We start from the raw sequence: 18,059 nt of genomic DNA, 5'->3' as shown, positions 1-18,059 counted from the left end.
CCTGTTTTTCCCGAGGAGAAGACCATGAACACCACCCCCAGCGGCCTGCAATACGAAGACACCGTGGTCGGGCAGGGCGATGAAGCCCGTGCCGGGCGCCCGGTGCAGGTGCACTACACCGGCTGGCTCTACACCAACGGCGCGGCCGGCGCCAAGTTCGACTCCAGCAAGGACCGTGGCCAGCCGTTCGAGTTTCCGCTGGGCATGGGCCACGTCATCCGTGGCTGGGACGAAGGCGTGCAGGGTATGAAGGTGGGCGGCACGCGCCGCCTGGTGATTCCGCCCGAGCTGGGCTACGGTGCGCGCGGCGCCGGTGGTGTCATTCCGCCCAACGCCACCTTGCTGTTCGAAGTCGATCTGCTGGCCGTCTGACGCGGGGTTCACCATGAAGCGTTGCGTGCTCAGGGCCTTGACCCTGTGGGCGTTGCTCGCGCCTGTGCTGGCCTCGGCGGCCGAAGTCGACGGACGTGCGCTGGCGGTCTGGTGGGGCGTGCCCTTTGCCGGTGTGCTGCTCTCGATCGCCGTCGTGCCGCTGGTGGCGCCGATGTTCTGGCACCACCATTTCGGCAAGGTTGCCGCGGCATGGGCGCTGGCCTTTCTGGTGCCTTTTGCGGTCGTGTTCGGCCCGGGCGCAGCCGGTGCCGCGGTGATGCACGCGGCGGTGGCCGAGTACATCCCGTTCATCATCTTGCTGACTGCGCTGTTCACCGTGGCCGGTGGCATTCACGTGCGGGGCAACCTGCACGGCAGCCCCGGCCTGAACACGGCCATCCTGGGCATCGGTGCGCTGCTGGCCAGCTTCATGGGCACCACGGGCGCTTCCATGCTGTTGATCCGCCCGCTCATTCGTGCCAACGACAACCGCCGCCATCAGGTGCACGTGGTGGTGTTTTTCATCTTCATCGTGTCCAACGCGGGCGGCGCACTCACGCCGCTGGGCGATCCGCCGTTGTTCCTGGGTTTTCTCAAGGGCGTGGACTTTTTCTGGACCATCCAGCACGTCTGGCCGCAGACGCTGTTTCTGGTCGGCGTGTTGCTGGCGCTGTTCTATGTGATCGACTGGTGGTACTACCACCGCCGCGAAGAGATTCGCCCGGTTGATCCGACTCCCGACACCTCGCCGGCCTTCGGCCTGGACGGCGCCGCCAACCTGGCCCTGCTGGCGGTGGTGGTGGGATTGGTGCTGCTCAGCGGCCTGTGGCACCCGGGCGTGGCCTGGCACGTGGCGGGCACCGACATCGCGCTGGAAGGTCTGGTGCGCGACATCGGTCTCATCGGTGTGGCGCTGCTGTCGCTGCGTATCACGCCCGACAGCGCTCACGAGGGCAACCAGTTTGGCTGGGGCCCGATGCAGGAGGTGGCCAAGCTGTTCGCTGCCATCTTCCTGACCATCGTGCCGGTGATCGCCATGCTGCGCGCCGGGGTGGACGGCCCGTTTGCGGCCGTGGTGCGCGCCGTGACGCTGCCCGATGGCACGCCCCACAACGCCATGTACTTCTGGGCCACGGGGGCACTCAGCTCCTTCCTCGACAACGCGCCCACCTACCTGGTGTTTTTCAACAGCGCCGGCGGCGACCCGCAGACGCTGATGACGACGCTGGCGCCCACGCTGGTGGCGATTTCGCTGGGCGCGGTGTTCATGGGCGCCAACACCTACATCGGCAACGCGCCCAATCTGATGGTCAAGGCGATTGCCGAGGACCGCGGCGTCAGAATGCCCAGCTTCTTCGGCTACATGGCCTGGTCGTTCGCCATCCTGGTGCCGCTGTTCGCACTGATCACCTGGCTGTGGTTCCGCTGATTCACACACCCACACAACAAGGAGACATTCCATGGGCAAGCCCGCCATCCTGATCACGCGCAAGGTGTTCCCCGACGTGGTCGAGCACCTGCGTCAGCACTTCGAGGTCGACCACAACGATGCCGACGAAGTGTTGTCGCCGGCGCAGCTGGTCGAGCGCCTGCAGGGCAAGGTGGGGGCGCTCACCACCGGCAGCGACCGCATCGACGGCGCCGTGGCAGCGGCATGCCCGGGCCTGCGCATCGTGGCCAACATCGCGGTGGGCTACAACAACTTCGACGTGCCGGCGCTGAGCTCGGCCGGTGTGCTGGCCACCAACACCCCCGATGTGCTCACCGAAACCACGGCCGACTTCGGCTTTGCGCTGGTGATGGCGACCGCGCGCCGCATGACCGAGAGCGAGATCTTTCTGCGCGAAGGCCGCTGGAACCGCTGGGCGCTCGACATGTTTGCCGGCGCCGAGGTGCACGGCAGCACGCTGGGCATTCTGGGCATGGGCCGTATCGGTCAGGCCATTGCGCGCCGCGGCGCGCACGGCTTCGGCATGAAGGTGATCTATCACAACCGCTCGCGCCTGGACGCCGCCACCGAGTCCGAATGCAAGGCCAGCTACGTGGACAAGGCGACCCTGCTGCGCGAGGCGGACCACCTGATCCTGGTGCTGCCCTACAGCGCCGAGAGCCACCACGCCATCGGCGCCGCCGAGATTGCGCAGATGAAGCCCACCGCCACGCTGGTCAACATCGCTCGCGGTGGCATCGTCGATGACGCGGCGCTGGCACAGGCACTCAAGCAGGGCCGCATCGCGGCCGCGGGTCTGGATGTGTTCGAAGGCGAGCCCAAGGTGCATCCCGATCTGCTCACCGTGCCCAACGTCGTGCTCACGCCGCACATCGCCAGCGCCACCATCGGCACGCGCCGGGCCATGGCCATGCTGGCCGCCGACAACGTGATCGCCTACCTCACCACGGGCCAGCCGCGCACGCCGATCAACGCCGACATCCTTGGCAAGGGCGCGCGCGCATGATGGCTTCGTGGGTGATCGTCCTGCTGCTGGTGCTGGTGGGCATCGGCGTGCTGCTGCAGCTGTTGCTGCTGCGCCGCCGCCCCGGGCCCGACGCGGACGAACTCGCCCACCGGCAGGCGGTGCTCAATCAGTTGCAACAGACCGCGCAGCGCGTTGAACATGTGGAGGCCGAACTGCGCCGCGAAATGGGCGACGCCGCGCGCGCCACCCGCCAGGAGCTGCTGCAGTCCATCACCAGCTTTCGCGAGGCGTCCGCCCACCAGGCCGCGGAGGCCGCGCGTGCCGCGCGCGTGGAGCAACAACAAAGCCTGAGCCGCTTTCAGGAGTCGATCACCGCGCAATCGGCCGAGACCACGCGCACCCAGAACGCGCAGCTCGACGGGTTTGCGCAGCAGTTGGTGCAACTGCGCGGTGCGCTGGGCGACGCCCTCACGCGCCAGTTGCAGGACATGAGCGAGGCCAACGCGCGCCGGCTGGCCGAGATCCGCACCACGCTGGACGCGCAGCTCACCCAGCTGCAACAGGGCAACGCCGCCAAGCTCGACGAGATGCGCGCCGTGGTCGACGAGAAACTGCAGAGCACGTTGCAGGCGCGACTGGGCGAGAGCTTCAAGCAGGTGGCCGACCGGCTGGAGCAGGTGCACAAGGGCCTGGGCGAGATGCAGACCCTGGCGCAGGGTGTGGGTGACCTCAAGCACCTGCTCACCAACGTCAAGACGCGCGGCATGTTCGGCGAGGCGCAACTCGCGGCCTTGCTGGAGCAGGTGTTCGCGCCCGACCAGTACGCCACCCAGGTGGCCACGCGCCCGGGCAGCCGCAACGTGGTCGACTTCGCCATCAAGCTGCCGGGCCGTGGCGACGACGGCGCGCCTTGCTGGCTGCCGATCGACGCCAAGTTCCCGAACGAAGACTACGAACGCCTGCTCGACGCTCAGCAACGCGCCGACGTTGACGGTGCCGAGGCCGCGGGCAAGGCGCTGGAGCAACGCATCCGCCTGGAGGCGAAGTCCATGGCCGAGAAGTACCTCGAGCCGCCGCACACCACCGACTTCGCCATCCTGTTCCTGCCCACCGAAGGCCTGTACGCCGAGGTGCTGCGCCGCCCGGGCCTCATGGAGCTGCTGCAGCGCGAGCACCGCGTCACGCTGGCCGGGCCGACCACGCTGATGGCCATGCTCAATTCGCTGCAGATGGGCTTTCGCACGTTGGCGCTGGAGAAGCGCAGCAGCGAGGTCTGGCAGGTGCTGGGGGCGGTCAAGACCGAGTTCGCCAAGTTCGGCGACGTGCTGGCCAAGGTCAAGGGTCAGACCCAGACCGTGCTCAACACGCTGGAGGCCGCCGAGGTGCGCAGCCGCGCCATGGGCCGCGCGCTCAAGACCGTCGAGGCTTTGCCACAGGACCGAGCAGCCAGCCTGCTGCCGCTCGACAACGATCCGCCCGAACGCGAGGCCCCGTGAACCCCGCCATACGTTCTGATCTGGCGCGGCTGATTGCCTCCCAGATCAGCGTTCATGCCTGCATGACGGGCCTGCGCATGGCCGCACCGCTGATGGCGCTGCGTGCCGGCCACAGCGCCGGCACCGTGGGCATCCTGCTCGCGCTGTTCGCGCTGGCGGCCATCTTTCTGGCCTTGCCCGCGGGTCGCCTGGCCGATCGCCGTGGCCTGCGCCAACCCATTCAACTGGCGGTGGTGGTGGCCAGTGTGGGCGCGCTGGCCTCGGCCGCGTGGCCGCATTTCGCGGTGCTGTGCCTGTCGGCCGTGGCCTGCGGTGCGGCCAGCAACCTCGCGCAGATCACGGTGCAACGCCACGTGGGCCGGCTCGCGCACGACGCCACCACGCTCAAGCAGGTGTTCAGCTGGATGGCCATCGGCCCGTCGATCTCCAACTTTCTCGGGCCTTTGCTGGCCGGGCTGGTGATCGACTTCGCGGGCTTTCGCTGGGCCTTCCTGATGCTGGGGCTGTTGCCCTGGCTGGCGCACCTGTGGGTGCGCGGCGTGCGCGAGCACGAGCCTGTGGTGCCGTCCGCACGCCGTCGGCAACGTTCGTCCTGGGACCTGTTGCGCCACCCGGCTTTTCGCCGACTGATGGTGATCAACTGGTTGCTGTCATCGTGCTGGGATGTGCACACCTTTCTCGTGCCCGTGCTGGGCCATGAGCGCGGTCTGTCGGCCACCGCCATCGGCGCCATCCTGGGTGGCTTCGCGCTGGCGGCCACGACCATCCGTGTGCTGATGCCCTGGGTGGCGGCACGCCTGCGCGAATCGCAGGTGGTGGCCAGCGCCATGCTCATCACCACCGTGCTCTTCGGTGCCTATCCGTTCGCGCACACGGCGGCCACCATGGCCGTGCTGTCGGTGCTGCTGGGCCTGGCGCTGGGCTCGGTGCAGCCTATGATCATGAGTACCCTGCACCAGATGACACCGCCGCACCGCCACGGCGAGGCGTTGGGCCTGCGCTCCATGGCGATCAATGGCTCCAGTGTGGTGATGCCCTTGTTGTTCGGATCGGCCGGCGCGCTGGTGGGACCGGGCGTGGTGTTCTGGGTGGTCGGCGCGGCGGTGGGCTCGGCCTCGCCGCTGGCCTGGCGGCTGCGCCCCGAGCCACCGCCGCCGGAGCGCCTTGACAGCCAGCTGGACAGCCGCATCGACACGCGACAGGAGTGACAGGGGCCGAATTGAGGGGCTTTGTCGGTGACGCTTACGTGACCGTTTAGCATCGCGGGTTGACCTGAGAGAGACACCGTGCTGCTGATCACCGTTCTACTGCCTCTGCTGCTGGGGACCCTGACCACCGCCTGGTTGGGGCGCTTGTCCCGCCCACTCACCGCGCTGGTCGCGTTCGGCGTGACGCTGGCCAGTCTGGCCTCGCTGCTGGTGAACGCGCCCGCCGTGATGCGCGGCGAAACCGTGTTCAACCGCTGGGACTGGGTGCCCGAACTCGGGCTGAACCTCACCTTCCGGCTCGACGGCCTGTCGCTGATGTTCGCGGGCCTGATCCTGGTGATCGGCCTGCTCATCGTCACCTACGCGCACTGGTACCTCAGCGCCAAGGATTCGGTGGCCAAGTTCTACAGCGAGATGATGCTGTTCATGGCCGCCATGCTCGGTGTGGTGCTGTCGGACAACCTGCTGCTGCTGGTGGTGTTCTGGGAGCTCACCAGCCTGTCGTCGTTTCTGTTGGTGGGCTTCTGGAGCCACCGGCCCGACGCGCGCGCCGGTGCACGGCAGGCGCTGGCGGTCACCGGTGGCGGCGGCCTGGCCATGCTCGGTGGCGTGGTGTTGCTGGGCCAGATCGCTGGCAGCTACGACATCAGCGCCATGCTGGCCATGGTGCCCACCATTCAGGCCGATGCGCGCTTCGTGCCGGCGCTGCTGCTGATCCTGCTGGGCTGCTTCACCAAGAGCGCGCAGTTCCCGTTCCACTTCTGGTTGCCCGACGCCATGGCCGCGCCCACGCCGGTGTCGGCCTACCTGCACTCGGCCACCATGGTCAAGGCGGGCGTGTTCCTGCTGATGCGCCTGTACCCGGTGCTGGCCGGCACCGGCCTGTTCGAGACCATCGTCACCACGGCCGGCCTGGTCACCATGGTGTTCGCGGCCTTCATCGCGCTCTTCAAGCACGACCTCAAGGGCCTGCTGGCGTATTCGACGGTGAGTCACCTCGGCCTCATCACCTGCCTGATCGGCCTGGGCTCGCCCCTGGCTGCGGTGGCGGCGGTGTTCCACGTGCTCAACCACGCCAGCTTCAAGGCCTCGCTGTTCATGATCGCAGGGATCGTCGACCACGAGACCCATTCGCGCGACATGCGTCAGCTCGGTGGCCTGTTCTCGCTCATGCCCTGGACGGCCACGCTGGCCATGGTGGCGGCGGCATCCATGGCGGGCGTGCCGCTCACCAACGGCTTCCTGTCCAAAGAGATGTTCTTCACCGAGGCGGTCAACGCCACGGCGGGCGTGTGGCACCTGGTGGTGCCGGTGCTGGTCACGCTGGGCGGCATCTTCAGCGTGGCGTATTCGTTGCGCTATGTGCACGACACCTTCTTCAATGGGCCCATCGGCGACGTGCCCAACCCGCACCCGCACGAGCCCCCGCTGGGCATGAAGGCGCCATCGATCCTGTTGGTGATCGTGTGCCTGGTCGTCGGCTTGCTGCCGGCGCTGACCTTCGGCCCGCTGGTGCATGTGGCCGCCACGGCGCTGACTGGCAAGGCCTTGCCCGACTACCACCTGGCGCTGTGGCATGGCTTCAACCTGCCGCTGCTGATGAGTGTGGTGGCGCTGGTGGTGGGTGGCCTGTTGTACCGCGCCTTGATGGGGCGGCGTCGCCTGCACGGCATCGAGAGCGAGCGCTGGTTCGGCGCGGCCAATGGCCGCCAGTTTTTCGAGGCGCTGGTCAACGGCCTGTTCGGCCTCGCCGGTCGACTCACCCAGCGGCTGGAGAACGGCTCGCTGCAGCGCTATGTGGCCAGCTTCGTGGTGGCGGCGCTGGTGCTGGGTGCCGCGCCACTGGTGGGCAGCGGCCTGGGCGCGGGCGAGCGGGCACCGCTGGCCGCCACGCCGCTGGCCATGGTGGTGTGGGCGCTGCTGGTGGCCACGTGCGTGGCCATCGTGCTGGGCCACCACGACCGGTTCCGCACCGTGGTGCTGGTGGGTGTGGTTGGCCTCATCGTGTCGCTCACCTTCGTCGGCCTGTCGGCGCCCGACCTCGCGCTCACGCAGTTGTCGGTCGAGGTGGTGTCGACGGTGTTGCTGCTCATGGGCCTGGCCTTGCTGCCGCAGCGCTCGCCGCGCGAATCGCCGGCGCTGCGCCGCGGTCTGCACGCGCTGATTGCGCTGGGCGCCGGTGCCGGCATTGCGGTGGTGGCGTGGTGGCTGCTCACGCGCGGCCACGACTCCATCGCCTGGTACTTCCTGGAGCAGTCCCTGCCCAAGGGCGGAGGCAGCAACGTCGTCAACGTGATCCTGGTGGACTTCCGCGGCTACGACACCTTTGGCGAGATTACGGTGCTGGGCATTGCGGCGCTGGGTGTGCTGGCCCTCATGGACGGCATGCGCACGCGGCGCGGCACGGCCGACACCGAGGGTCGCGACTGGACCTTTGCGCGCCAGCCGCTGCTGCTGCGCGTGGCCGCGTCCGTCGTGCTGCCGGTGGCACTGGTGTTTACCGTCTACATCTTCATGCGCGGTCACAACCTGCCGGGTGGTGGCTTCATTGCCGGGCTGATCACCGCGGTGGCACTGGTGTTGCAGTACATGGCCATGGGCCAGTCGCGCGCCGAGCTGCTGTTGCGCGCCGACGGTGGCCGCCGCTTCGTGCGCTGGATCGGCACCGGGCTGGGCATCGCCGGGCTCACCGGCGTGGGCGCCTTCGTGATGGGGCGCCCCTTCCTCACCAGTGCGCACGGCCATCCGCATGTGCCGGTATTGGGTGACCTGCCCTTCGCTTCGGCCGCGGCGTTCGACCTGGGCGTCTACCTCACGGTGGTGGGGGCAACGCTGTTGACCATCTCGGTGCTGGGCACCGTCTCGCGCGAGGCCCCGGCCGCCGCGTCCCGGAGCAACGCATGATCAGCATGGAATTCCTGTTGGCCAGCGGCATCGGCATCGTCACCGCCACCGGCGTGTACCTGATGCTTCGGGGCCGCACCTTCCCGGTGGTGCTGGGCCTGTCGCTGTTCGGCTATGCCGTCAACGTGTTCATCTTCGTCATGGGTCGCCTGTGGACCAACGCCAACCCGGTGCTGGTGGGCGAGGGCGCCATTGCCGACCCGCTGCCGCAGGCCCTGGTGCTGACGGCCATCGTGATCGGCTTTGCCACCACCGGCTTCATCATCGAGCTGGCGCTGCGCAGCCGGCACGAGTCCGGCACCGATCACATCGACGGTGAGGAGCCCCGCGCATGACGGCCCTGTTGGACTTCTGGCATCAGCACGCGCCGGTGCTGTCGGTGCTGCTGCCGATCTTCACCGCGGTGGCCTTGCTGCTGATTGGCGACCGCGGTGGCATGGCGGGCCTGGGTGGTGCGCACGACGATGCCCGATTGCGCTGGCGGCGTCGGCTGTCGCTGGGCTCGGTGGCGCTGGGCCTGGTGATGGCGATCGGCCTGGTACGCCAGGCCGCGGGTGGCGAGATCCTGGTCTATCGCCTGGGCGAATGGCCCGCACCCTATGGCATTGCTCTGGTGGTCGATCAGCTGTCTGCGCTGATGGTGCTGCTGACGCAACTGGTGGCGCTGCCGGTGATCTGGTACGCCAGCTGCGGCTGGGACAGCCGCGGCCGACACTTCCATGCCATCTTCCAGTTCCAGCTCATGGGCCTGTGCGGCGCCTTCCTCACTGGCGACCTGTTCAACCTGTTCGTGTTCTTCGAGGTGCTGCTGATCGCCTCGTATGTGCTGCTGGTGCATGGCCAGGGCCGCGAGCGCTTCCGCATGGGCGTGCACTACGTGGTGCTCAACCTGACGGCGTCGGGGCTGTTTCTCATTGGCCTGGCCATGCTGTACTCGGCCACCGGCACGCTCAACATGGCCGACGTGGCCCTGAGGCTGACGCACCTCCATGCCGACGCGGTGCCGATCGCTCGCGCAGCGGCTTTGCTGTTGCTGGTGGTGTTCGGCCTCAAGGCCGCGCTGGTGCCGCTGTACTTCTGGCTGCCTGGCACCTACGCGGCGGCCAGCGCGCCGGTGGCGGCGCTGTTCGCCATCATGACCAAGGTCGGCGCCTACAGCATCATCCGCGTGCACTGGGGCATCTTCGGCGTCGAGGCCGGTGAGGCCGCGCTGGTGGCTCAGCCCTGGTTGTTGCCCGCGGCACTGACCACCAGTGTGCTGGGCGTGATGGGGGCCCTGGCCGCGCACACCATGGGTCGCATGGTGGCCTACCTCACCGTGTCGTCGGTGGGGACCATCCTCGCCGGCGTGGGGCTGTTCAGCCCCGACACCTTGTCGGCGGCGCTGTATTACACGCTGCACAGCACCATCGTGATGGCGGGTTTGTTCCTGCTGGTCGAGCTCATGGCCGCGCAACGTGGCGAAGCCTGCGACCGGCTGCAACCGGCCGCGGCGCTGCGCGAGCCGGTGCTGCTGGGCGTGATGATGCTGTTCGGCGCTGCATCGGCCGCTGGCCTCCCACCCATGCCGGGCTTCCTCGGCAAGCTGATGATTCTGGACAGCGCCTCGGGCATGGCGGCGCAGGCCTGGGTCTGGACCATCGTGCTCACCGTGGGCTTCTTCACGATCCTGGGTCTGGCGCGCGCCGGCGTGGTGGTGTTCTGGCACATCGCGCCCGAGGCCGACCAGCCCGGTGCTTCGGGCTCGAGCTGGCGCATGGTGGCCTCGGCCTGGATTTTTCTGGCGCTGGGCGTGGCCATGGCGGTCTTTGCTTCGCCGATCAAGCGCTACACCGACGCTGCCGCCGCGCAACTGGGCGATCCGGGGGCCTATGCCCGCGCCGTGCTCGGCCCCGACGCCGAGGGCCAGCCCACAACGCGTCCCTACGACGGTCGCCGACCCAGGCCCCAGACCCCCACCAAGGAGCAGCCATGACGATGTCCACCGACACCGCCCCCCGCCGCCCCGGCTGGTTCGATCACCCCGTGCTGTCGGCCTTGCTGGCCGGCAGCTGGCTGGCGCTGTCGCGCAGCGTCGAGCCGGTGCATCTGCTGTCGGCCGCCCTGCTGGCGCTCATCGTGCCGCGCCTGCTGCACCGCTTTCTGGCGCCGGCCAGCCGCGGCCTGCACTGGCCCACCGTGGGTCGCCTGCTGATCGTGGTGATCTACGACATCGTCAAGTCCAACCTCATCGTCGCGCGCATCGTGCTGGGTTCGATGGACAAGCCGCAACCGGCCTGGCTGCCGGTGCCCCTGGCCAGTTCGCACGAACGGGTCAACGCCATCTTCGCCAGCATCATCACGACCACGCCGGGCACGGTGTCGGCCACCATTGACGAAGCGCGCGGCGTGATCTGGGTGCACGCGCTCGACTGCAGCGACCACCAGGCCACCATCGACGACATGAAGGCGCGCTATGAAGCGCCGCTGCTGACCATCTTCCGCGTGGGCGAGGAGGGCCAGGCATGAGCGTGCTCGACATCGCACTGAACATCGGCGCCGGTGCCGTGGCGCTGGCCATGGTGCTGTGCGGCTGGCGCCTGCTGCGCGGGCCCGAACTGACCGACCGCATTCTGGCCATCGACACCCTGTACCTCAACGCGGTGGCGCTGGTGGTCATGCTGGGCATGCGCTGGTCCACGCCGCTGCTGTTCGAGGCCGCGCTCATCGTGGCCATGCTGGGTTTTGCGTCCACCGTGGCGCTGGCGCGCTACGTCACGCGTGGCGACGTCGTCGAGTGAAGGAGAACGCCTGATGCATCCCGTCATCGAATGGCTGGCCGCCGCCCTGATCGTGGTGGCCGCTTTCTTCATCCTGGTGGGCGCCATCGGCCTGTGGCGCCTGCCCGACTTCTACATGCGCCTGCATGCGCCCACCAAGGCGTCCACGCTGGGGGTGGGCGGCGTGCTGCTGGCGTCGATGCTGGTGGCCACGGCTCAGGGGCGCTGGGGCGTGCCCGAGTTGCTGATCACGTTGTTCGTCTTCGTCACGGCGCCGGTGTCGGCCAACCTCATGGCGCAGGCCGCGCTGCACCTGCGGCTGGTTTCGCGCGCACCGCTGCCGAAGGACGTCGTGCCCGAGCGGGCGACAGACTGAGCCCCAGCCCGCTGAGGTAGGTGTCCATGGTCTGGCGGCCGTGGCGCACCAGATCGAATGCCTGCGGGTCCAGCAGCCAGTTCTGGATCAAGCCGTCGACCATCACGTGCAGACCCAGTGCCGCGGTGGCCAGCGGCACCGGCAGCGTCACGCCCTGTCGTCGCACGGCTTCCTGCAGGGCGACGCGCGTCATGGCCATGCATTCGTTGCGCACCCGCAGGTGGCGATCGCGCACGGCCTGCATCTCGTCCACGTACTCCACCTTGTGCGTGGCCACCTCGAACACGCGGCGGGTGCGTTCGTCGTTGGCGGTCTGGCGCAGCGCATGCAACATGGCATCGCGGATGGCCTGCAGTGGGTCCTCGGTGTCTGGCGCGCCGCAGCCCACATCGGCCAGGGAGGCCTCCAGCGGCATGGTCACGCGCTCCATCATGGCGTTGAACAGATCGGCCTTGTCGTGAAAGTGGTGGTACACCGCGCCGCGTGTGGCGCCGGCCGCCGTGGCGATGTCGGCCAGCGTGGTGCTGGAGACACCCTTGGCCTGAAACAGCCGCTCGGCAGCGTCGAGCAGGCGGTTTCTTGTCTCCAGAGCTTCGGTTTTCGTGCGGCGGACCATGAATGGGCTTTCAACAGGGCGGGCTATTTCCGGCTGCGGACTATACATACATACGCGTATGTATACTCGCTCGCTTTCCGAATTCCTCTTCTCTCCCGAGGCCTTTCCCCATGCATCTTTCGTCCGATCTGCCGCGGCGTGGCGCGGTCATTTCCGTTGCGGCCCTGACCCTGGCCGCCGTATTGACCGCTTGCGGCAAGACCGAGGCGCCGGCCCAGGCCGGTGGCGGCGCACCGCCGCCGGCCGAGGTGGGGGTGGTCACCATTCACCCGGGCGACGTCGGTCTGGTCAACGAACTGCCGGGTCGACTCGAAGCCTCGCGCGTGGCCGAGGTGCGTGCCCGGGCTGCGGGCATCCTGCAGCGCCGCCTGTTCCGCGAAGGCAGCGAGGTGAAGGCGGGGCAGCGCCTGTTCCAGATCGATTCGGCTCCCTACGCGGCCGCCTTGCAGAGCGCGCGCGCCACGCTGGCCCGCGCCGAGGCGAACCTGACGCAGGCCACCGCACTGGCCGAGCGCTATGCGCCGCTGGTGAAGGAGAACGCCATCAGCGCCCAGGAGTACGCCAACGCGGTGGCGGCACAGAAACAGGCCGAAGCCGATGTGGCGGCCGGGCGTGCCGCCGTGCGCACCGCCGACATCAACCTGGGTTACGCCAACGTCACGGCACCCATCGACGGTCGCATTGGCCGTTCGCTGGTCACCGAGGGCGCGCTGGTGGGTCAGGGCGAGGCCACACAGCTGGCGGTCATTCAGCAGATCAACCCCATGTACGTGAACTTCACGCAGTCGGCCAGCGAGGTCTACCGCCTGCGTCGTGCCTTCGAGGCCGGCAGCCTCAAGGGCGCGGGCAGCGAGGTTGCCAAGGTGCGCGTGGTGATGGAGGACGGCTCCGTCTACAAGCGTGAAGGCCGCTTGCTGTTCTCCGACCTGACGGTGGACAGCACCACCGGCCAGGTCACGCTGCGCGCCGAAGTGCCCAACCCCGACGGCGTGCTGCTGCCCGGGCTGTATGTGCGCGTGCGTCTGGAGCAGGCCACGGCCAGCAACGCGGTGTTGCTGCCGCAGCAGGCGGTCACGCGATCGGCCCAGGCCGACACCGTGATGGTGGTGGACGGCGAAGGCAAGGTGGCGTCGCGCAACGTCACGCTGGGTGGCGAGCAGGACGGCCAGTGGGTGGTGGTCGATGGCCTCAAGCCGGGCGAGCAGGTCATGGTTGATGGCTTCCAGAAGCTGCGCCCCGGGGCCACGGTCAAGCCTGTGCCCTGGAAGAAGCCGGGCGAGGCCGCTGCGCCCAGCACGTCGAGCTGAGGCCCGTTCATTCCCATCCGCCGAATCTAGGAACGCCGACGCATGGCCAAGTTCTTCATTGATCGCCCCATCTTTGCGTGGGTGATCGCACTCTTCATCATGGTGCTCGGCGCGGTGTCGATCACCCAGTTGCCGATCTCGCAGTACCCGCCGGTGGCGCCGCCGTCGATCGTGGTCAGCGCCACGTACCCCGGCGCTTCGGCCAAGACGCTCGAAGAATCGGTGCTGTCCATCATCGAGCAGGAGATGAACGGCTCGCCCGGCCTCATCTACATGGAGTCGACGGCGCAGGCCAACGGCACCGGATCGATCACGCTGAGCTTTCAGCCCGGCACCAACCCCGACCTGGCACAGGTCGACGTGCAGAACCGCCTCTCGCGCGCATCTCCGCGCCTGCCCTCGGCGGTGACGCAGCAGGGTGTGCGCGTGGACAAGTCGCGCAGCAACTTCCTGCTGTTCACCATCCTCACCAGCGACGACCCCAAGTGGGACCCGGTGGCCCTGGGCGACTACGCCACCCGCAGCGTGCTGCCCGAGATCCAGCGCGTGCCCGGCGTGGGGCAGGCGCAGCTGTTCGGCACCGAGCGCGCCATGCGCATCTGGATCGACCCGGCCAAGCTGCTGGGGCTGAACCTGAGCGCGGCCGACGTGACGGCGGCCATCCGCGCGCAGAACGCACAGGTCTCGGCCGGCGAAATCGGCGCGCTGCCCAACGTGGCCGGGCAGGGCATCTCGGCCACGGTGGTGGTGCAGGGCCAGCTCAGCTCGGTGGAGGCCTTCGGCAACATCGTGCTGCGGGCCGAGGCCAGTGGCGCCACCGTGCGCCTCAAGGACGTGGCGCGCATCGAGCTCGGCGCGCAGGCCTACGCGACGTCGGCCCGTCTGAACGGCAAGCCCTCGACCGGCATTGGCGTGCAGCTCTCGCCCAGTGGCAATGCCCTGGCCACGGCCGACGCGGTGCGCGCCAAGCTCACCGAGCTGGAGCGCTTCTTCCCGCAGGGCATGAAGTGGGTGATCCCCTACGACAGCTCGCGTTTTGTGCGGATCTCGATCTCGCAAGTGGCCGAGACGCTGGTCGAGGCGGTGGCGCTGGTGTTCCTGGTGATGTTCCTGTTCCTGCAGAACTTCCGCTACACCGTGATTCCCACCATCGTGGTGCCGGTGGCGCTGCTGGGCACCTTCGCCACGCTTCTGGCCATGGGTTTCTCGATCAACGTGCTCACCATGTTCGGCATGGTGCTGGTGATCGGCATCGTGGTGGACGACGCCATCGTGGTGGTCGAGAACGTCGAGCGCATCATGAGCGAGGAAGGCCTGCCGCCCTTGCAGGCCACGCGCAAGGCCATGGGCCAGATCTCGGGCGCCATCATCGGCGTGACGGTGGTGTTGATCGCGGTGTTCGTGCCGCTGGCCTTCTTCGCCGGCTCCATTGGCAACATCTACCGCCAGTTCGCCGCCGTGATGGGTGTGTCGATCGCGTTCTCCGCCTTCATGGCCCTGTCGCTCACGCCGGCACTGTGCGCGACCCTGCTCAAGCCCGTCCAGAAGGGGCATCACGTCGAGAAGAAAGGCTTCTTCGGCTGGTTCAACCGCGGCTTCGGGCGTCTCACGAACGGCTATACCGGCGTCGTGGGTGCCTTGCTGCCGCGCGCCGGGCGCATGCTCATCGTCTACCTGGCCATCGGCGCGGCCGCAGCCTGGGTGTACCGCAGTCTGCCAACTTCGTTCCTGCCGCAGGAAGACCAGGGCAACCTGCTGGTCAACGTGCAGTTGCCCCCGGGTGCCACGCAGGAGCGCACCCGCGCGGTGATGGAACAGGTCGAAGCCTTCATGCTCAAGCAACCTGAAGTGCAGAGCATGGTGGCGGTGATGGGTTTCAGCTTCTCGGGTCAGGGCCAGAACGCCGGCATTGCCTTCGTCACGCTCAAGGACTGGGACGAACGCAGCGCGCCCGGCAACTCGGCGCAGGCCCTGGCCGGCCGCGCGTTCGGTGCGCTCTCGGGCATTCGCGACGCGTTCATCTTTCCGCTGAGTCCGCCACCGATTCCGGAGCTCGGCACCTCGTCGGGTTTCAGCTTCCGTTTGCAGGACCGTGCCGGTCTGGGCCGCGACGCCTTGCTGGCCGCACGTGGGCAGTTGCTGCAACTGGCGTCGCAAAGCCCGGTGCTGACGCAGGTTCGGCCCGACGGCCTGGAAGATGCGCCACAGGTGCAGCTGTCCATCGATCGCGACAAAGCCCAGGCCCTGGGCGTGCCCTTCGACGCCATCAGCGCCGCCATCGGCACGGCGCTGGGTTCGAGCTATGTGAACGACTTCCCCAGCAGCGGGCGTCTGCAGCGCGTGATCGTGCAGGCCGATGCACCCGCGCGCATGCAACCCGACGACCTGCTGCGCCTGAACGTTGTCAACACGCAGGGCAAGGCGGTGCCGCTGTCGGCCTTCGCCTCCACCCAGTGGGTCAAGGGGCCGATGCAGGCGGTGCGCTACAACGGCTACCCCGCCATGCGCATCAGCGGCAGCGCCGCGCCGGGCTACAGCACGGGTGACGCGCTGGTCGAGATGGAACGCCTCGCAGCGCAGCTGCCGCAAGGCTTTGGCTACGAGTGGACGGGCACCTCGCGCGAGGAAAAACTCGCGGGTTCGCAGGCGCTGGTGCTGTATGGCTTTGCCATCCTGGCGGTGTTCCTCTGCCTGGCAGCCCTGTACGAAAGCTGGACCATTCCGCTGTCGGTGATCCTGGTGGTGCCGCTGGGTGTGCTCGGCGTGCTGCTGGCCACCTGGCTGCGCAACTACCAGAACGACGTGTACTTCCAGGTCGGCCTGATCACCATCATCGGCCTGTCGGCCAAGAACGCCATCCTGATCATCGAGTTCGCCAAGGATGTACAGGCACAGGGCAAGAGCGTGTTCGAGTCCGCACTGGCGGCCGCACGTCTGCGCTTCCGTCCGATCATCATGACCTCGATGGCCTTCACCCTGGGCGTGGTGCCGCTGTTCATTGCCTCTGGCGCCGGCTCGGCCAGCCAGCGGGCCATCGGCACCGGCGTGATTGGCGGCATGATCACCGGCACCATGCTGGCGGTGATCTTCGTGCCCTTGTTCTTCGCGGTGGTGCGGCGCCTGTTCAAGGGCAGCGAGCGCCAGCACCAGCGCGACCTCGAAAGCGCGCGTGCGCATGGAGCCTACAGCGATGAGTCGTGATGTCCGTTTGCGTCTGAGCACGCTGGCCGCTGCCCTGGTGCTGGCCGGCTGCTCGATGATTCCCACCTACGAGCGGCCGGCGGCGCCGGTGCCGCAGACCTTCCCGCTGGCGGCCGACACGCCCAACCAGCGCAGCGCGGCCGACACCGCCTGGCAGGACTTCGTGCGCAACCCGCAATTGCGCGAGCTGATCGAACGCGCGCTGGCCAACAACCGCGACCTGCGCGTGGCCACGCTCAACATCGAACGGGTGCGTGCGCAGTACCAGATCGCGCGCGCCAACCAGTACCCCACGGTCAACGCCGCCGCCATCGGCAACCGGCAGGGCACCAACGGCGGCAGCATCACCAGCACCTACAGCGTGGGGCTGGCCGTGAGCGCCTGGGAGATCGATTTCTTCGGCCGTCTTGCCGCGCTCAAGGAAGCCGCGTTGGCCGACTACCTCGCCAGCGAGCAGGCCCGCCACGCGGCGCAGACCAGCCTGATCTCGGCCGTGGCCAGCAGCTGGTTGAGTTTGCAGACCAACGAGGCTTTGCTGGCCATCACACGCGAGACCCAGCGCTCGCGCGACGATTCGCTGCGACTGACCAGGCTGAGGTTCGACAACGGTGCGGCCTCCGCCCTCGACCTGCGCCAGGCCGAATCGCTCGCGGCCACCGCGCGGGCCTCGCTGGCGCAACAGCAGCGCGCGCGTGCGCTCGATGCGAACGCGCTCACGCTGCTGGTGGGCGACAGCGTGCCAGCCAGTCTGGTGCAGGTGGCCGATGGCGACGCCGCGGTCCTGGCCGACGTGCCGGCCGGCCTGCCATCGGACCTGCTTACCCGGCGCGCCGACATACGCCAGGCCGAACAGGCCTTGATCGCGGCCAACGCCAACATCGGCGCGGCGCGTGCGGCCTTCTTCCCGCGCATCTCGCTCACCGCGAGCGTGGGCACGGCCAGCACCGAGCTCTCGGGTCTGTTCAAGGACGGCTCCTGGGGCTTCACGCTGAACCCGCAGGCCTTGTTGCCCATCTTCGATGCCGGGCGCAACCGCGCCGGGCTCGAGTCGGCCAAGGTGTCGCGCGACATTGCGGTGGCGCAGTACGAAAAGGCCATCCAGACCGCGTTCCGCGAGGTGGCCGATGCGCTGGCCGGTCGCGCCACCCTGGGCGAGCAGCTCAAGGCACTGGACGATCAGGTGACGGCCGAGAGTGACCGCCTGCGCCTGGCCGAGCTGCGCTACCGCAATGGCGTGGCGAGCTTCCTGGATGTGCTCGATGCGCAGCGCTCGCTGTTCACGGCGCAGCAATCGCAGGCGCAGATCCGACTGGCCCTGCAGCAGAACCGCGTGGCGCTGTACGCCGCACTCGGCGGCGGTTGGACGCAGTGATGGGGTCGGGCCCTGGCGCGGTGGCGCCTGG

General features: G+C 68.3%; 15 protein-coding genes. 14 read left to right on the top strand and 1 reads right to left on the bottom strand.

Annotated features, from left to right (window positions below; translation table 11 throughout):
* The first annotated feature begins 24 nt into the window (after positions 1-24).
* The 11 genes from KF871_RS08430 to KF871_RS08380 all read left to right on the top strand — a co-directional run bounded on the left by KF871_RS08430 (position 25) and on the right by KF871_RS08380 (position 11,532).
* Entirely contained in the window at positions 25-372 is a 348-nt protein-coding gene (locus KF871_RS08430) for an FKBP-type peptidyl-prolyl cis-trans isomerase (RefSeq protein WP_291140603.1), read from the top strand.
* Positions 373-385: 13 nt separating this feature from the next.
* Positions 386-1,801 carry a sodium:proton antiporter gene (locus KF871_RS08425; protein ID WP_291140601.1) on the top strand — a complete coding sequence of 472 codons (1,416 nt, stop codon included), beginning with the start codon at positions 386-388 and terminating at the stop codon, positions 1,799-1,801.
* Between the two features lie 31 nt (positions 1,802-1,832).
* Entirely contained in the window at positions 1,833-2,828 is a 996-nt protein-coding gene (locus KF871_RS08420; protein WP_291140599.1) for a D-glycerate dehydrogenase, read from the top strand.
* Positions 2,828-4,285 (top strand): DNA recombination protein RmuC, encoded by a 1,458-nt coding sequence (gene rmuC, locus KF871_RS08415; protein ID WP_291140740.1) that lies wholly within the window; start codon positions 2,828-2,830, stop codon positions 4,283-4,285. The genes KF871_RS08420 and rmuC overlap by 1 nt, the downstream gene beginning before the upstream one ends.
* Positions 4,286-4,293: 8 nt before the next feature.
* Positions 4,294-5,493: an MFS transporter gene (locus tag KF871_RS08410; RefSeq protein ID WP_291140738.1), complete on the top strand. Its 1,200-nt coding sequence runs from the start codon at positions 4,294-4,296 to the stop codon at positions 5,491-5,493.
* Positions 5,494-5,571: 78 nt separating this feature from the next.
* Positions 5,572-8,397: a monovalent cation/H+ antiporter subunit A gene (locus KF871_RS08405; RefSeq protein WP_291140597.1), complete on the top strand. Its 2,826-nt coding sequence runs from the start codon at positions 5,572-5,574 to the stop codon at positions 8,395-8,397.
* Entirely contained in the window at positions 8,394-8,732 is a 339-nt protein-coding gene (locus tag KF871_RS08400; RefSeq protein ID WP_367172040.1) for a Na+/H+ antiporter subunit C, read from the top strand. Before KF871_RS08405 ends, KF871_RS08400 begins: the two co-directional genes overlap by 4 nt.
* The gene (locus KF871_RS08395) at positions 8,729-10,372 is read left to right on the top strand and encodes a monovalent cation/H+ antiporter subunit D (RefSeq protein WP_291140594.1); all 1,644 of its coding nucleotides are present in this window, start codon (positions 8,729-8,731) and stop codon (positions 10,370-10,372) included. Before KF871_RS08400 ends, KF871_RS08395 begins: the two co-directional genes overlap by 4 nt.
* The gene (locus KF871_RS08390) at positions 10,369-10,905 is read left to right on the top strand and encodes a Na+/H+ antiporter subunit E (protein ID WP_291140592.1); all 537 of its coding nucleotides are present in this window, start codon (positions 10,369-10,371) and stop codon (positions 10,903-10,905) included. The genes KF871_RS08395 and KF871_RS08390 overlap by 4 nt, the downstream gene beginning before the upstream one ends.
* Positions 10,902-11,177, top strand: coding sequence for a K+/H+ antiporter subunit F (locus tag KF871_RS08385; protein WP_291140589.1), 276 nt, complete (start codon positions 10,902-10,904; stop codon positions 11,175-11,177). The genes KF871_RS08390 and KF871_RS08385 overlap by 4 nt, the downstream gene beginning before the upstream one ends.
* Before the next feature lie 13 nt (positions 11,178-11,190).
* Entirely contained in the window at positions 11,191-11,532 is a 342-nt protein-coding gene (locus KF871_RS08380; RefSeq protein ID WP_291140586.1) for a Na+/H+ antiporter subunit G, read from the top strand.
* Here the strand turns inward: KF871_RS08380 and KF871_RS08375 are convergent.
* Positions 11,447-12,148: a TetR family transcriptional regulator gene (locus KF871_RS08375; RefSeq protein WP_291140584.1), complete on the bottom strand. Its 702-nt coding sequence runs from the start codon at positions 12,146-12,148 to the stop codon at positions 11,447-11,449. The genes KF871_RS08380 and KF871_RS08375 overlap by 86 nt on opposite strands.
* Before the next feature lie 110 nt (positions 12,149-12,258).
* Here KF871_RS08375 and KF871_RS08370 point away from each other — a divergent pair, with 110 nt between their 5' ends.
* Genes KF871_RS08370 through KF871_RS08360 form a run of 3 tightly spaced genes read left to right on the top strand, consistent with a single transcriptional unit; the run spans position 12,259 to position 18,028 of the window.
* Positions 12,259-13,455, top strand: a complete 1,197-nt coding sequence (locus tag KF871_RS08370; RefSeq protein WP_291140583.1) for an efflux RND transporter periplasmic adaptor subunit — start codon at positions 12,259-12,261, stop codon at positions 13,453-13,455.
* A 42-nt stretch (positions 13,456-13,497) separates the two neighbouring features.
* Positions 13,498-16,656 carry an efflux RND transporter permease subunit gene (locus tag KF871_RS08365; RefSeq protein WP_291140580.1) on the top strand — a complete coding sequence of 1,053 codons (3,159 nt, stop codon included), beginning with the start codon at positions 13,498-13,500 and terminating at the stop codon, positions 16,654-16,656.
* Positions 16,646-18,028 (top strand): efflux transporter outer membrane subunit, encoded by a 1,383-nt coding sequence (locus KF871_RS08360; protein ID WP_291140577.1) that lies wholly within the window; start codon positions 16,646-16,648, stop codon positions 18,026-18,028. The genes KF871_RS08365 and KF871_RS08360 overlap by 11 nt, the downstream gene beginning before the upstream one ends.
* Positions 18,029-18,059: the final 31 nt, after the last annotated feature.

Origin of the sequence: Hydrogenophaga sp., assembly GCF_019635465.1 — a bacterium.
GTDB lineage: Bacteria > Pseudomonadota > Gammaproteobacteria > Burkholderiales > Burkholderiaceae_C > Hydrogenophaga.
Note: the sequence above shows the minus strand (reverse complement) of the source record. Positions and strands in the feature narration are given on the sequence as shown.

What these genes read in the sequence shown, in the direction of transcription:
- KF871_RS08430 (WP_291140603.1), top strand. Translation starts at nt 25, where the DNA reads ATGAACACCACCCCCAGCGGCCTGCAATACGAAGACACCGTGGTCGGG.
- KF871_RS08425 (WP_291140601.1), top strand. Translation starts at nt 386, where the DNA reads ATGAAGCGTTGCGTGCTCAGGGCCTTGACCCTGTGGGCGTTGCTCGCG.
- KF871_RS08420 (WP_291140599.1), top strand. Translation starts at nt 1,833, where the DNA reads ATGGGCAAGCCCGCCATCCTGATCACGCGCAAGGTGTTCCCCGACGTG.
- rmuC (WP_291140740.1), top strand. Translation starts at nt 2,828, where the DNA reads ATGGCTTCGTGGGTGATCGTCCTGCTGCTGGTGCTGGTGGGCATCGGC.
- KF871_RS08400 (WP_367172040.1), top strand. Translation starts at nt 8,394, where the DNA reads ATGATCAGCATGGAATTCCTGTTGGCCAGCGGCATCGGCATCGTCACC.
- KF871_RS08395 (WP_291140594.1), top strand. Translation starts at nt 8,729, where the DNA reads ATGACGGCCCTGTTGGACTTCTGGCATCAGCACGCGCCGGTGCTGTCG.
- KF871_RS08390 (WP_291140592.1), top strand. Translation starts at nt 10,369, where the DNA reads ATGACGATGTCCACCGACACCGCCCCCCGCCGCCCCGGCTGGTTCGAT.
- KF871_RS08385 (WP_291140589.1), top strand. Translation starts at nt 10,902, where the DNA reads ATGAGCGTGCTCGACATCGCACTGAACATCGGCGCCGGTGCCGTGGCG.
- KF871_RS08380 (WP_291140586.1), top strand. Translation starts at nt 11,191, where the DNA reads ATGCATCCCGTCATCGAATGGCTGGCCGCCGCCCTGATCGTGGTGGCC.
- KF871_RS08375 (WP_291140584.1), bottom strand. Translation starts at nt 12,148, where the DNA reads ATGGTCCGCCGCACGAAAACCGAAGCTCTGGAGACAAGAAACCGCCTG.
- KF871_RS08370 (WP_291140583.1), top strand. Translation starts at nt 12,259, where the DNA reads ATGCATCTTTCGTCCGATCTGCCGCGGCGTGGCGCGGTCATTTCCGTT.
- KF871_RS08365 (WP_291140580.1), top strand. Translation starts at nt 13,498, where the DNA reads ATGGCCAAGTTCTTCATTGATCGCCCCATCTTTGCGTGGGTGATCGCA.
- KF871_RS08360 (WP_291140577.1), top strand. Translation starts at nt 16,646, where the DNA reads ATGAGTCGTGATGTCCGTTTGCGTCTGAGCACGCTGGCCGCTGCCCTG.